A 14,304-nucleotide genomic window follows, 5' to 3' on the forward strand; every position below is an offset into this window, starting at 1 on the left:
GCGCCGGACGGGTGCTCAGCGCCCCAGCAGCAGCTCAGCCCACACCTGCTTGCCGCCGCTGACCGGCAGGGTGCCCCAGGTCGCCGCCAGGGCCTCGACGAGGAGGATGCCGCGGCCGCCGGTGGCCTCCCAGCCGATGCTGGCCGGTCTGACCGGCGAGCGGGGGGAGGCGTCGGCCACGGCGACGCGCAGACGGTTGCCGATGAGGGTGAGGTCCATGCGGACCTTGCCGTCGGTGTGCACCAGGGCGTTGGTGACGAGTTCGGAGACGACGAGCAGGACGGCGTCGTACTCGGCGGTGACGCCCCAGGAGCGCAGGGTGCGCCGGGCGAAGCGGCGCGCGTGCCCGACGGCCTGCGGCACCCGCCAGACCGTCCAGCTCTCCCGCAGCGGGCGCAGGGCCATGCCGTCATAGCGCAACAGGAGCAGGGCGACGTCGTCGCTGCGCGGGGCGTCGCCCAGGAGGGCGTCGGCGACCAGCCCCAGGTCGGCGGGGTCGGCGTCCGCGAGTCGCCCGGCGAGGTGGTCCATGCCTTCGTCGATGTCGGAGTCGGGCGTCTCCACGAGCCCGTCCGTGGCCAGGGTGATCAGGGTGCCGGGCGGGAGCCGCAGCGGGCTCATGGGGAAGTCGGCCCGGGTGACCACGCCGAGGGGCGGACCGCCCTCGGCCTCCGCGATCTCGGTCCGGCCGTCCGGGTAGCGCAGCACCGGCGGCAGGTGCCCGGCCCGCACGCACCAGGCGGCGCCCTCCTCCAGGTCGACGTCGACGTAGCAGCAGGTGGCGAAGAGGTCGCTCTCCATGTCCGTCAGCAGCCGGTTGGCGTGCGCGACGACCACGTCCGGGGGGTGGCCCTCGACGGCGTAGGCGCGCAGTGCGGTGCGCATCTGGCCCATGAGGGTGGCGGCGCCGGCGCTGTGGCCCTGGACGTCGCCGATGACGAGGGCGACGTGGTGGTCGGGCAGCGGGATGACGTCGTACCAGTCGCCGCCCAGTTCGAGCCCGGCCGTGCTGGGCAGGTAGCGGGCGACGGCCACCGCGCCCGGCAGCGGGGGCAGGCTGCGCGGCAGCAGCTGGCGCTGGAGCATGCCGACGAGTTCGTGTTCGGCGTCGAAGGCCCGGGCCCGGACCAGGGCTTGTCCGGCGAGTCCGGCGCAGGCGGTGAGCAGGGCGCGTTCGTCGGTGCCGAAGTCGTGCGGGGTGTCCCAGCCGATCAGGCAGGCTCCGGCCATGCGGTTCCCGGCGGGCAGCGGCAGGACGGCGAGACCGCCGGGGCCCACTTCGGCCAGGGCGCGCTCCAGGGGGCTGCCGGCGGGCCAGATGCGGGCCCGGCCCTCGCGCAGTGCCGCGGCGAGGGTGGGCATCGCGCGTACCGGCGCGTCGGGCCATTCGGTGCGCCACTCCGACCGCCACAGCTCGGGCCAGGCCTCGGGTTCGGGCGGGTCGAGCACGGTGACGACGAGCCGATCGCTCTCCAGCTCGGCCAAGGCGATCCGGTCGGCGCGCAGGGGCCCGCGCAGCGCGGCGACCACGGCCTTGCCGACGTCGCGGACGGTGACGGCGGTGGCCAGCGCGGCGGCCAGACGCTGGACCCTGGCCACGTCGGTGACGTCGGAGCGCAGCGTGGAGACGTCGACGACCGTGCCGACGAGCCGTGCCGGGCGGCCCTCGCCGCCGGGCAGCAGCCGTCCGCGCAGCCGGAGCCACTTCGGGGGGCCGGCGGGCTGGAGCACCCGGAACTCCAGCTCGCGGTCGCCGATCGACATGTGGTCCGCCTCCACCACGGACATCAGCGACGGCAGGTCCTCGGGGACGGTCAGGCTGAGCAGTGTCTCGACCCGGCCGTCGAACTCCACCGGGTCCAGGCCGAACAGGTCCAGCAGGTCGTCGCCGACCCGGACGCGGCCGGTGTCCATGGCGAGGGTGAAGGCGCTCGGTGGCAGCTCGCCGGCCTCGGCGGGTGCGGCCGGGGCGGTGAAGGCGACCGCGTCGGAGACGAGCTCCAGGCACCTGAGGTCGTCGGCGGCGAACCCCCCGGGGCGCTCGCTGACGGCCAGCAGGCAGCCACCGTCCCCCTGGACGGGCAGGGCCGTCAGGAAGAAGTCCCGGGAGGGCACACGCCGGGCCTGGGCGTGCTCGGCGAGCTCCGCCGGGCCCAGCGACACCGGCCGTCCGCGGCGGTGCGCCTCGGCGACGGGGGACCGCCCGGCGCGCGGGTAGCTGTCGCGCAGCCCGTACAGGGTCCTCGGAACCCCGGCCGACTCCATCAGGCACAGCAGCTCGCCGTCCTCGCTGGGCGCGTAGACGGCGGCCAGCGCCGCGCCGGCGAAGACCAGTGCCTGTTCGAGGACGCGACGCAGCCGTTCGGGCGAGTCCTGATCGATCGCGATCGCCCTGAGGGCACCTTCGGCACGCAGCGTTCGCGTTCCGCGCTCCTGGGCGCCCTGACTGACCACGTTGGCCATTACAGCGCTTATGAGACACCTACGCAGCCCCTGTGGGCGTTCGGTGCCCCGCCTCCGCCGACGGCGCTCGAATGAAACCGAACATGTCTTAACGCATGCGTTCCGCACGGTGTTCTCGTGACAGGCGTGACTGTGCGTGCCCGTCGGGTGGCTGGAAAGCTCGGTGCTCGTCAGGAGGGGGACGCATGGACAAGCGGTACGAGGTGTACGCGCTGGCCGACCGGCACTTCTACGAGACGCCGGACCGGCTGGCGCGGGGCGCGCAAGGGACGGCCGCCCACCTCTACGAGACGGCCCGCCGGCCGCTGCCCGAGGGCTGGGAGTCGGCCCGGATCGGCGACTGGCAGACGATGACGCCGCTCGGCCCGGACGGCGAACCGCTGCAGGGCCCGGCCCAGGGGTGGAAGATCCACGCCTCGGCGACCCGGGCGAACGCGGAGGACGTCGCCCGGATCGTGTGGGACTACTGCGTCGAGCGGCGCGTCCCCTTCAAGTTCGTGCCGGGACCGCACCTGCTCCACCTGCGCAACACCAAGTACGCGCCGCGCGACGGCAGCGGCAAGTTCGTCACCGTCTACCCGGCCGACGAGGAGCAGCTGCACCAGGTGCTGCGCGAGCTGGGCGCCCTGCTGGAAGGGTTCGAGGGGCCGTACATCCTCACCGACCTGCGCTGGGGCGAAGGGCCCCTGTACGTCCGCTACGGCGCCTTCGCACGGGCGTTCGTCGTGGACCAGCGGGGCTCGCTGGTGCCGGCGGTGCGCGACGGTGAGGGGCGGCTGGTGCCGGACCGGCGGTCGCCGTCCTTCCAGGTGCCCGAGTGGGTAACGCTGCCGGCGTTCCTCAAGCCGCATCTCGACGCGCGGAACAACACGACGACGGGCGAACTTCCCTACCGCATCGAGAAGGCGCTGCACTTCTCCAACGGCGGCGGGGTGTACGCGGGCACCGACACCCGTGACGGACGCAAGGTCGTCCTCAAGGAGGGCCGGCCGCACGCGGGGCTCGCCTCGGACGGCGCCGACGCCATCGCCCGGCTGGAGCGGGAGAAGCGGGCTCTGGAGCAGGTCGCGGGCACCGGCGTGGTCCCGGAGGTGCGCGACTGGTTCGAACTCGGCGGGCACCGCTTCCTGGTGATGGACTTCCTGGAGGGCCGCCCGCTCAACTCCTTCTTCGCCGAGCGGCACCCGCTGCTCACCCAGGACCCGGACGCGGAGGCCGTCGCCTCCTACACGGCGTGGGCGCTGCGCATCCACCGCAGGGTGGAGGAGGCCGTGGCGGCGGTGCACGCCCGGGGCATCGTCTTCAACGACCTGCACGTCTTCAACATCATGGTCGCCCCGGACGAGGAGACGGTGTTCCTCCTCGACTTCGAGGCCGCGGCCCCGGCAGAGGAGAACGGCCGTCAGGTCGTCGCCCATCCCGGGTTCTTCGCGCCGCCGGACCGCCGGGGCGCCGACATCGACCGGTACGCGCTGGCCTGTCTGCGGCTAGCCCTGTTCCTGCCGGTGACCACGTTGTTCGTGGTCGACCGCGGCAAGGCGGCGCATCTGGCCGAGGTGATCTCGCAGCAGTTCCCGGACGTACCGCGGGAGTTCCTCGACCAGGCGGTCTCCGAGATCACCCGCGAGGTGTCCGGCCGGACGTCGGCCGCCCCCTCCGCGCCGGTGGATCCGGGCGACTGGCCCTACAGCCGCGACTCGATGGTCAAGGCCCTGCTCGCCTCGGCCACCCCGGAGCGCGACGACCGGCTCTTCCCCGGCGACGTCGCCCAGTTCTCCGACGGCGGCGGGCTCGGACTCGCGCACGGCGCCGCGGGGGTGCTGTTCGCGCTGGACGCGGCCGGCGCCGAGCGGTACGAGGAGGGCGAGCGCTGGCTGCTGGACCGCACGGCACCGGCCCCGGTCGGCACCCCGCTCGGCCTGTACGACGGGCTCGCGGGCGTCGCCCTGGTTCTCGACCGGCTGGGGCACCGGCAGCGGGCGCTGGACCTGGTCGAGGGCATCCTCGCCGAACGGTGGCAGAACCTCTCCTCCGACCTGCACGGCGGACTGGCCGGGCTGGGCCTGGTCCTCGGGCAGCTGGCCCGTACGACCGGTGAGGCCGAGCTGGGCGAGCGGGCGCACGAGGCCGCGCGGATCCTCGTCCAGCGCCTCACCGAGCCGGTCCCGGCGACGTCCCGGCCGCGCGCCGGACTGCTGCGCGGCGCGAGCGGTGCCGCCCTGCTCATGCTGCGGCAGTACGAGTGGACCGGTGAGCAGGCCTGGCTGGAGGCGGCGGCCGTGGCCCTGCGCCGGGACCTGGCGTCCTGCGTGACCCGCGAGAACGGGTCGCTGGAGGTCGACGAGGGCTGGCGGACCCTGCCCTACCTCGGCGACGGCAGCGCGGGCCTCGGCATGGTCCTCGACGACCTCGTGGCCCACTCCCCCGCTCTCGCCGGGGAGTTCGGAGCGGCCCGTTCCGGGGTGCTCACCGCGGCCACCTCCCGCTTCTACGCGCAGCCCGGACTCTTCCAGGGCCGCGCCGGAATGATCCTGCACCTCAGCCGCACGACCACACCGGGCGCGACCGAGGACCGGCTGGCCGCGCAGATCTCCGGGCTCGGCTGGTTCGCGATGGCCTACCAGGGTCAACTGGCCTTTCCCGGACACCAGATGATGCGGCTCTCCATGGACCTCGCCACCGGAACGGCAGGGTGCCTGCTGGCGCTCGGCGCGGCCCTCGACCCGGCGACCGGCGCCCACCTGCCGTTCCTCCCGCCGCCCGGCAGGCGGCCCCAATGACGCGGTTCCGCGATCCCGCGGAGTCGTGACACCACCCCGTCCCCACGGATGACCACGGACGGACACCCAATGGAAGGACACACCATGGCACTTCTCGACCTGCAGACCATCGAGTCCGACGAGCGCATGACCGGCGGCGGCAACAGCACGGTGAGCCTGCTCTCCTGCATCAGCGCCGCGAGCGTTCTGCTCTGTCTCTGATCCACGGTCTGCTGGCTCCGGGCGGCTCCCTCCCTTCGGGGAGGGGCCGCCCGGGGTCCTTCCCGTTCCAGGAAAGGCCTGTATGACCTCGCGCGGCGACGACGACCCGGCGACCGGACACGCGCGCACGCTGCTGCGCACGGCCACCGGGCACAGCGGGTCCCGCTGCGTGGCGCTGTGCCTGGTGAGCATCGCCGCGACGGGTGGCGAACTGCTGCTTCCGGCCGCACTCGGCCGGGCCCTCGATCTTGTGCTGGCGCAGGCCCCGGCGACCCGCTGGGTGCTGTGCTGTGCCGGCCTCGTCCTGCTGCTCGGGCTGCTCGACGCGGCCCAGACCGTCCTCACCGGCACCGTCGATGCCCGTACCACGGCATGGCTGCGCCGCCGGCTGACCGGGCACGTCCTCGGCGTCGGCCCGCGCGCCGCGGACCGCTTCGGCTCGGGTGACCTCGTCGCGCGCCTGGTGGGCAACGCCGCCGAGGCGGGCACCACTCCGGCGGCCCGCGCCGCGCTGCTGGCCGCGCTCGCCGGTCCCGTGGGCGGGGTCGTCGCGCTGGCGGTGATCGACTGGTGGCTCGCGGCGGTGTTCCTCGTCGGGGCCCCCGTGCTGGCCCTCCTCCTGCGTGCCGTCTCGCGGGACACCTCCGAGAGCGCGGCGCGCTATCAGCAGGCGCAGGGCCGGATCGCGGCCGCGCTGGCGGAGGCCGTCGAAGGGGTTCGCACCGTCCGGGCGGCCGGCACGGAGCGCCGGGAGACGGCCCGTGTGCTGCGGCCGCTGCCCGATCTGTCCCGGGCCGGGCACCGCATGTGGCGGGTGCAGGGGCGGGCCGCGGCCCGGGCGGTCGCCGTGGCGCCACTGCTGCAGCTCGCGGTCGTCGCCGTGGCCGGGGTTCTGGTCAGCCGGGACCGGCTGTCGGTGGGCGAGGTGCTCGCGGCCTCCCGGTACGCGGTGCTCGCGACGGGCGTCGGTGTGCTGGTCGGCCGGCTCGCGGGCCTGGCCCGGGCCCGGGCCGCGGCCCGGCGCCTGGGCGAGGTCGAGACCGAGCCGGCCACCACGTACGGCGCCCGCGGACTGCCCGAGGGGCCCGGGCGGCTGGAGCTGCGCGGGGTGACGGCCCGGCGCGGCGGACGCACCGTGCTCGACGGGGTGGACCTCGACGTGCCGGGCGGCACGACGCTGGCGGTGGTCGGCCGGTCCGGCTCCGGCAAGTCGCTGCTGGCCGCGCTCGCCGGACGGCTGGCCGACCCGGACGGCGGCGAGGTGCTCCTCGACGGTGTGCCGCTGCGCGAGCTGCCGCACGACGACCTGCGCGGCGCCGTCGGCTACGCCTTCGCCCGCCCCGTCCTGCTCGGCGGCACGGTGGAGCAGGCGATCGGCCTCGGCCTGCCGTCCCCCTCCCCCGGCCGGATCCGGGAGGCGGCCCGCCGGGCCCTCGCCGACGACTTCGTGCGCCGCCTCCCGGACGAATACGGCACGGCCGTCGCCGACGCCCCGCGCTCCGGCGGTGAGTCCCAACGGCTGGGACTCGCCCGGGCGTTCGCGCACGGTGGGCGCCTGCTGATCCTCGACGACGCCCTCTCCAGCCTCGACACGGTGACGGAACGCCATATCACCGACGCCCTCTTCGGCGACGGCCCGGGCGGCACCCGGCTCCTGGTCGCCCACCGCGGCGCGACGGCCGCGTGCGCCGACGCGGTGGCGTGGCTGGACGACGGGCGGGTGCGGGCGGTGGGGCGGCACGAGGAGCTGTGGCGGCTGGCGGAGTACCGGGCGGTGTTCGCGGAGGGGCCGGACGCGGTCGGCTCCCCCGCGGACGACGGCGGTTCACCGCCGGTTCCGGACACCCGTGACGGGATGGAGAAGGAAAGGGACGTGACGGCATGAGCGGCCGGGCATGCGCGGGTGCTGCTGCCGGGGACGGGGTGTGCTCGTGACGTCCGCCACCGGCCTTTCCGCCCGGGGCCTGCGTTTCCTGCTGGCCCGGCGGCGGGTACTGCTGCGACTCGCCGTCTGGTCCGTGCTGGAGACCGGGCAGACCTTCCTCATCGGGTACGGCACCGCCCGGGCCCTGGACGAGGGGTTCCTGCGCGGCCGCGCGGACGTGGGACTGGTCTGGCTGGCGGTGACCGGCCTGGGCGTCCTGCTCGGCGCGTTCGGGACCGCCCGGGTCTACGCCGCCGTGGCCGACCTGGTCGAACCCCTCCGGGACCGGCTCGTGGAACGGGTGGTCTCGCGCGGGGTGCGCAGCGGTGACACGGGTTCGCTGTCCGGGCTCACCCAGCAGGTGGAGATCGCCCGGGACACCTTCGCCGGACTGGTCATGGTCTCCCGCTCCTTCGTGTTCACCTCCGCCGGCGCCCTGGCGGGCCTGTTCGCGCTCGCCCCGCCGCTCCTGCTGGTCGTGGGACCGCCTTTGGCCCTCGGCATGGCGTTGTTCGCCGCGACGCTGCGGCCCCTCGCCCGGCGGCAGGAGGCGTTCCTGGTCGCAGACGAGGCCCTCGCCGGTGATCTCGGCACGGTCTGCCCGGGCCTGCGCGACATCACGGCGACCGGCGCCGAGGCGCAGATCGCCGCGGGCACCGGGGAGCGCGTCGAGGCGGAACTGCGGGCGGCGCGCGCGCTCGCCCACTGGGGCGTGCTGCGGGTGGCGTCCCTGACGATCGGCGGCCAGCTGCCGATCGTGCTGCTGCTCGCCGCCGCCCCCTGGCTCCTGGCCCAGGGTGTCAGCACGGGCGCCCTGGTCGGTGCCCTCGCCTACGTCACCCAGTCCCTGCTCCCTGCCCTGCGCAACCTGATCCACGGCCTGGGCACGAGCGGATCCCGCCTGACGGTGGTGCTGCGCAGACTGGCCGGCGGGGACACCGCCGACGACCACGCCGCGCCCCCTTCACCCGCCGGGCGGCGGCAGGAGGCGCCGGGTGGCGAGGCCGTCGCGGTCCGGACCGCGAGCCCCCGCCCCGCGCACGACGGCCGCGGCGTGCCGGTCCCCCGCCCTCCGCGGAACCAAGCCACCGCGGAGCCGCCCCCGGCCGTCTCCCTCGCCTCCGTCACCTTCGCCTACGGTCCCGCCAGTGCGCCTGTCGTCCACGACCTCGACCTCGTTCTCCCGCCCGGCGCGCACCTGGCCGTCGTGGGGCCCAGTGGCACCGGCAAGTCCACGCTCACCGCGCTCGTGGCAGGACTGCTCACGCCCTCGAACGGCACCGTCAGGGTCTGCGGACACCCCGTGCCCGGCCCCGAGGCGCAGGCCGCTCGCGTGCTCATCCCGCAGGAGGCGTACGTTTTCGGCGGCACGCTGGCCGAGAACCTCGCCTACCTGCGTGAGGACCCGGTGCCCGAGGAGGAGCTGCTGGCCGCGGCCGAGGCGGTCGGCCTCGCCCCCCTGGCGGACCGGCTCGGAGGGCTCGGCGCCCGGGTCGATCCCACGGCGCTGTCGGCCGGCGAACGGCAGCTGGTCGCACTGACCCGGGCCTATCTCTCGTACGCCCCGCTCGCCCTGCTGGACGAGGCGACCTGCCATCTGGACCCGGAGACGGAGGCGCGTGCGGAGCGGGCGTTCGCCGCGCGGCCCGGCGGGACCCTGGTGGTGGTGGCCCACCGCATCAGCTCGGCCCGCCGCGCCGGCCGGGTCCTGGTGATGGACGGCCGGAGCACGGCGTACGGCGGTCATGAGGAACTGCTGCGGTCCTCCGCGCCGTACCGGGACCTCGTCGGGAGCTGGACTCCCGCACTGGCCCGGTAGGAGCTGGACACCGGCACTGGCCGGGGGTCAGAGCCAGCCCTGGCCCTGCGATATGCGTATCGCGTCGATGCGGTTGCGGGCCCCGGTCTTGCGGGTGATGGCGGCCATGTAGTTGCGCACCGTCCCGTGGGACAGGTGCAGGCTCCCGGCGATCTCCGCGATGGAGGCGCCCTCGGCCGCGAGGGTCAGCACGCTCAGCTCTCTTCGGGTGAGCGGCATCTCGGCCGCCTTGAGGAACCCGAAGCCGAGCGAGTCGTTGACGAAACGTTCCCCCTCGGCGACACGACGGATCCCGCGCAGCAGATTTTGCGGGGACCCCTCCTTGTCGACGTACCCGAGCGCCCCCGCCTCGACGGCCCGTTTCAGCAGGCCCGGGCGGTTCGCGGTGGCGAGGACGAGTAATCGGGGGCGCACGCGGTCCGGCCCCGGCCGGCACAGCTCGCCGAGCGGGGGGATGCCGTAGGAGTCCGCGCACTCCAGGTCCGCCGCGCACACGTCCGGCCGAACCGACCGCACCATGCCCGGCGCGCCGCGCCACGACGTGTCGTGCACCGCCAGGTCGGACTCCTGCCGCAGCCACTCCGCCAGCACCGACCGCACCAGACACTCGTCGTGGACCAGAAGCACCCGGATCACTGCCACCCCCTCCGCTCGCCGTACGCCCCCTCGTCGTGTTGAGCGCGTGCCCCATTGTTCGCGACCGTGACCCTGCGTGTACACGAGAAACCGGCCATCAGGAGGCGCGGGGGCGCACGCCCAGCGCCCGTACGCCCGCCGACGCTTCGACTACGGGGGCATGGGGCGGGGCACTCGGGGTACGAGAGTCGCCCTTGTGGGGCCGACAGCCGTGTGACCGACGGTAACCGGCACCGTTGCCGAGCCGCTCGTCGTGCGGGACGGGCCGCCAGGGGGGAGATTTGTTCCTGGACCCGGTCGCGCGGCCGTGCGAGGAGGTGGTCGGCGTGTCCGACGGGCAGTCGTCCGCGCAGGCGCCGGCAGCCGCCAGGACGCCGGTCGGCCGTCCCCTGCTCTCGCTGGCGCTGGCCTCGATGATGGACGAGGTGCACGCCCACTCCGGGGCGGTGTACCTCATGGCACCGGACCAGCCCGTACTGGAGATGGCGGTGATGGCCGGTCTGCCGCGGGCGTTCGCCGCGCCCTGGGAGCGGGTGGGCCTGAGCGCGCCGATCCCGGTCGCCGACGCGGCGCGCGAGCGGCGGCTGGTGTGGGTCGGCGGCGAGGAGCAGATGGCCCGCCTGTATCCGCGGATCGCCGTGGTGCTGCCCTATCCCTTCGCCCTGGCCGCGGTGCCGGTCGCCACGGAGGCGACCGTCTACGGCGCGGTCTTCGTGACCTGGCCGGGCGCGCATCCGGCGGAGCTGTCCGACCACGAGCGCGAGCACCTGACCGCGGCCTGCGGCCGGCTGGCGGTCCGGCTGGAGCGGGCCGCGGAGCACAGCATCCCCCCGCACCCCGAGACCGACCTGCTCGCCTCGCCCCTGGTGGGCGGCATGGCCGGCACACTCGGCACGGTCGAGGCGGCCAGGATGGTGAGCCGGCTGCCCTACGGGCTGGTCTCGCTGGACCTGCACGGCCGGGTCGGCTTCGTGAACGCGGCGGCGGCCGAGCTGCTGAACGTCCCGGTCAGCCGACTGCTCGGCACCCAGCTGTGGGCGTCGGTGCCCTGGCTCAACGACCCGGTCTACGAGGACCGCTACCGGGCGGCGCTGCTGAGCCAGCACGTCACCTCGTTCGTGGCGCTGCGTCCGCCCGGTGAATGGCTGTCGTTCCGGCTGTACCCGAGCACGACGGGCCTGAGCGTCCGCATCACCAGGTCCAGGGCCGTGTCCCGGATGAACCGGACCGAACCGCCGCCCGACGGAGCACCGTCCCGGCTGGTCACCATCTCGCAGGTGCTGGACCTGGCCGGCGCGCTCACCGAGGCGGTGGGGGTGCAGGACGTGGTGCAGCTGGTCGCGGACGAGATCGCCCCGGCGGTGGGCAGCCAGGCCCTGGTGATGCTGGGCTCGCGGGCCAAGCGGCTGCGGGTGCTCGGGCACCGCGGCTACCGGGACCCGCACGTGGTGGAACGGTTCGACGGGATGCCCCTGACCGAGTCGACACCGGGCACCCAGGTGCTGCGGACGGGCGTGCCCGCGTTCTTCGAGTCGCAGGAAGAGCTGGAGCGCCTGTACCCGGCACGGCTCGCGACCCCGGACGGGTTCGCGGCCTGGGCCTTCCTGCCGCTGATCGCCCAGGGCCGCCCGGTGGGGACGTGCGTGCTCTCCTACGCCGAGCCGCACCCGTTCCCCACGGAGGAGCGGGCGGTGATGACGAGCATGGCCGGGCTGATCGCCCAGGCGCTGGAGCGTGCGCTGCTGTACGACGCCAAGCACCGGCTCGCTCATGGCCTGCAGGAGGCGCTGCTGCCGCACTCCCTGCCGTCGCTGCCCGGCATCGAGGCGGTCGGCCGCTATGTTCCGGCCACTCAGGGCATGGACATCGGCGGCGACTTCTACGACCTGGTGGGCACCCAGGGGCGTGCTGCCGCGGTGATCGGTGACGTGCAGGGCCACAACGTGACGGCGGCCGGGCTGATGGGGCAGGTCCGCACCGCGGTGCGGGCCTACACGACCGTGGGGCAGGCGCCCGAGGAGGTCATGCGCAGCACCAACCGGCTGCTGCTCGACCTCGGTTCCGACCTGTTCGCCAGCTGCCTGTACCTGCGGCTGGACCCGGAGCACGGGCGGGCCGTCATGTCCCGGGCCGGCCATCCCCCGCCGCTGCTGAGACGGCCGGACGGGCGGGTGCGGGTCCTCGATCTGGCGGGCGGTCCGCTGCTGGGCATCGACGCCTCGGCGGTGTACCCGACGACGGAGGTCGCCCTGCCCCCCGGTTCGCTGCTCGTCCTCTACACCGACGGGCTGGTGGAGTCCCCCGGTACCGACTTCGAGGAGGCTCTCGCGGATCTGGGCCGGCGGCTGGCGGACGCGGGGGACCAGCCGCTGGACGAACTGGCCGACAGCCTCGTCCATCAGGAGCGGCACCGCGCGGACGGGGAGGAACGGCTCGATGACATCGCCCTGTTGCTGATCAGGGCCCTCGGGTAGGGCCGGTGGGCGTCGGCAACCGGTCCACAGCGCAGGGGAGCCGGCCCGGTTCCGCCAGGAAGGGGGCGGACCCGGGCCGGCTGCGTCGGACCGGTTGCCGACGGCTCTTCGAGGGTCAGCGGGACTCGGTCAGACCGGAGTTGTCCTCGGCACCCTGACCCGCGCCCTGACCGGCACCCGCGTCCTGACCGGCTCCGGCACCCGCTTCGTCGCCACCGGCCTGCTCACCGGCACCCGCACCGGCCTCGTCACCGGCCTGCTCACCGGCACCCGCGCCCGCCTCGTCACCGGCACCGGCCTCGTCACCGGCGCCCGCACCGGCTTCCTGGCCCGCACCCGCACCGGCCTCGTCACCGGCACCGGCACCGGCACCGGCACCGCCGCCCGCGCCGAGGGTCGCGCCGACCGCCTCCAGGGCGGTGGTCACCGGCTGGAAGAACGTCTCGCCGCCGGCCGTGCAGTCACCGCTGCCGCCGGAGGTCAGGCCGATGGCGAGACCGTCCTGGGTGAACAGCGAGCCGCCGCTGTCGCCGGGCTCGGCGCAGACGTCGGTCTGGATCAGGCCGGTGACCGTGCCCTCCGGGTAGTTCACCGTGGCGTCGAGGCCGAGCACCTGGCCGTCGTTGAGCCCGGTGGTGCTGCCCATCCGGAAGACCTGCTGCCCGACGGTGGCCTCAGCGGCCTCCGTGATCGGCACGGTCTGGTTTCCGGTGTTGACCTCGCTGGGCGCCTGGGTCGCCGGGTCGTCGTACTTCACGAGTGCGAAGTCGCCGTCGCCGGGGAAGGTCGACTGGTCGACCGTGGCGATCGGCTGGCCGCCCTGGGTGTCGGACCACTCGTTGCCCCCGAGGGTGCAGTGACCGGCCGTCAGGAAGGCCGGGGACCCGTCGCCCGCGGTGACGTTGAAACCGAGGGAACAACGCGAGCCGCCCGCGAAGATGGCGTCGCCTCCGGAGACGAACGGCTTGAAGGTGCCGGAGGACTTCTTGAGCGTGGCCATGCCGGAGCCGAGCTCCTGCACGGTGCTCTGCAGTCTGTCCCACTTGGCACCGGTCACGGTGCTGTCGGCGGTCACCAGGAGCTTGTTGGTGCGCGGGTCGATCGACCACGAGGTGCCCGCGATGGTCGCCTCGGACTTCAGCGTCGACGCGCCGTCCTGGAGCTCCGACCAGCTGTTGTCGACCTCGCGGACCTTCGCGCCGGCCGCCTTCGCCTGCACGATCACGTTGTTGTCGTCGCCCGGCACGACGTTGACGACGAGCTGCTTGCTGTCGCTGTCGTAGTAGGAGCCGCCGAACGCCTCACCGAGGAGCCCGGAGAGCTGCGAGGCGAGATCCGAGGCGTCGCCCGCCTTCAGGGTCTTCGGCGCGGCAGCCGCGTCGCCGGACGAACCGTCCTGCGAGGCGTTGGCGTTGGGGAGCAGGATCGCGGCCGCGCCGAGCGCCACCACGCCGCCCGCCGCTATCGCGGCCTTGCGCTTCGGAATTCGCTTGTGACTCAAACTTCTCTCCTCCTGGGGAACGGAGTAGGTGCCGCCGTCCGGCAGCTTCTGGGGGGCGCCTGGATGGCTGTTGGTACGCACGTGCCGCACGGGGCGTTCAATTCCGATTGCAAGTGATCCCTTCGCATCGCGGAATCAGCCAACTCCCGCCCTGGGCAGGCCGACCGCTGATCCCGGGACCGCCCTGCTCATCTGCGCCTCTCCCACAGGGCGGGAGAGGCCGGGTCACGGGGAGCCATGGCCGGATGACGGCCTTTCAGCACCGGACGCCGCCCGGGCATGGCGGAACGGAACGCTCCGTATCCGGCCGGAAACGATCTGTCGCGATCACGGAGTCAAACCCCGGCTTCAGCGAATCTGCACATCGACTGCTCAACCCGGTCACCGAAAGGAGGGTTATCCACAGCCCGGCCGTGCCGGTCACGCCTTTGGGGCGGGAGTGCCGGATTCGCCGCCCGGCGATGCGGGGGCCGGAATGCGCCGATGCCGTGGCGCATGTGAAGAAC

At 74.2% G+C, this 14,304-nt stretch carries 8 protein-coding genes; 5 read left to right on the forward strand and 3 right to left on the reverse strand.

Annotation, left to right across the window (positions count from 1 at the left end; all coding sequences use genetic code 11):
• Positions 1-15: 15 nt before the first annotated feature.
• Positions 16-2,463 carry a SpoIIE family protein phosphatase gene (locus tag ADK65_RS26820; protein ID WP_053673469.1) on the reverse strand — a complete coding sequence of 816 codons (2,448 nt, stop codon included), beginning with the start codon at positions 2,461-2,463 and terminating at the stop codon, positions 16-18.
• 185 nt (positions 2,464-2,648) lie between these two features.
• Between ADK65_RS26820 and lanKC the strand changes: the two genes are divergently transcribed.
• The 4 genes from lanKC to ADK65_RS26840 all read left to right on the forward strand — a co-directional run bounded on the left by lanKC (position 2,649) and on the right by ADK65_RS26840 (position 9,187).
• Complete coding sequence (lanKC, locus tag ADK65_RS26825) at positions 2,649-5,243, forward strand: class III lanthionine synthetase LanKC (protein ID WP_053673471.1); 2,595 nt, start codon at positions 2,649-2,651, stop codon at positions 5,241-5,243.
• Positions 5,244-5,327: 84 nt separating this feature from the next.
• On the forward strand, positions 5,328-5,444 hold the full coding sequence (locus ADK65_RS26830; RefSeq protein ID WP_053673473.1) for a SapB/AmfS family lanthipeptide: 117 nt from the start codon (positions 5,328-5,330) through the stop codon (positions 5,442-5,444).
• Positions 5,445-5,526: 82 nt separating this feature from the next.
• Positions 5,527-7,329, forward strand: coding sequence for an ABC transporter ATP-binding protein (locus ADK65_RS26835; protein WP_078956154.1), 1,803 nt, complete (start codon positions 5,527-5,529; stop codon positions 7,327-7,329).
• Between the two features lie 46 nt (positions 7,330-7,375).
• Entirely contained in the window at positions 7,376-9,187 is a 1,812-nt protein-coding gene (locus tag ADK65_RS26840) for an ATP-binding cassette domain-containing protein (protein ID WP_234352969.1), read from the forward strand.
• A 27-nt stretch (positions 9,188-9,214) separates the two neighbouring features.
• Here ADK65_RS26840 and ADK65_RS26845 read toward each other — a convergent pair whose 3' ends face one another.
• Complete coding sequence (locus tag ADK65_RS26845; RefSeq protein ID WP_053673475.1) at positions 9,215-9,823, reverse strand: response regulator transcription factor; 609 nt, start codon at positions 9,821-9,823, stop codon at positions 9,215-9,217.
• A 317-nt stretch (positions 9,824-10,140) separates the two neighbouring features.
• Between ADK65_RS26845 and ADK65_RS26850 the strand changes: the two genes are divergently transcribed.
• Positions 10,141-12,297 (forward strand): PP2C family protein-serine/threonine phosphatase, encoded by a 2,157-nt coding sequence (locus ADK65_RS26850; RefSeq protein WP_053673765.1) that lies wholly within the window; start codon positions 10,141-10,143, stop codon positions 12,295-12,297.
• 115 nt (positions 12,298-12,412) lie between these two features.
• Here the strand turns inward: ADK65_RS26850 and ADK65_RS26855 are convergent, their stop codons facing one another.
• Positions 12,413-13,798, reverse strand: a complete 1,386-nt coding sequence (locus ADK65_RS26855; protein ID WP_053673477.1) for a S1 family peptidase — start codon at positions 13,796-13,798, stop codon at positions 12,413-12,415.
• Positions 13,799-14,304 lie beyond the last annotated feature (506 nt).

The organism is Streptomyces sp. NRRL B-1140, assembly GCF_001280065.1.
Taxonomy (GTDB): Bacteria; Actinomycetota; Actinomycetes; order Streptomycetales; family Streptomycetaceae; genus Streptomyces.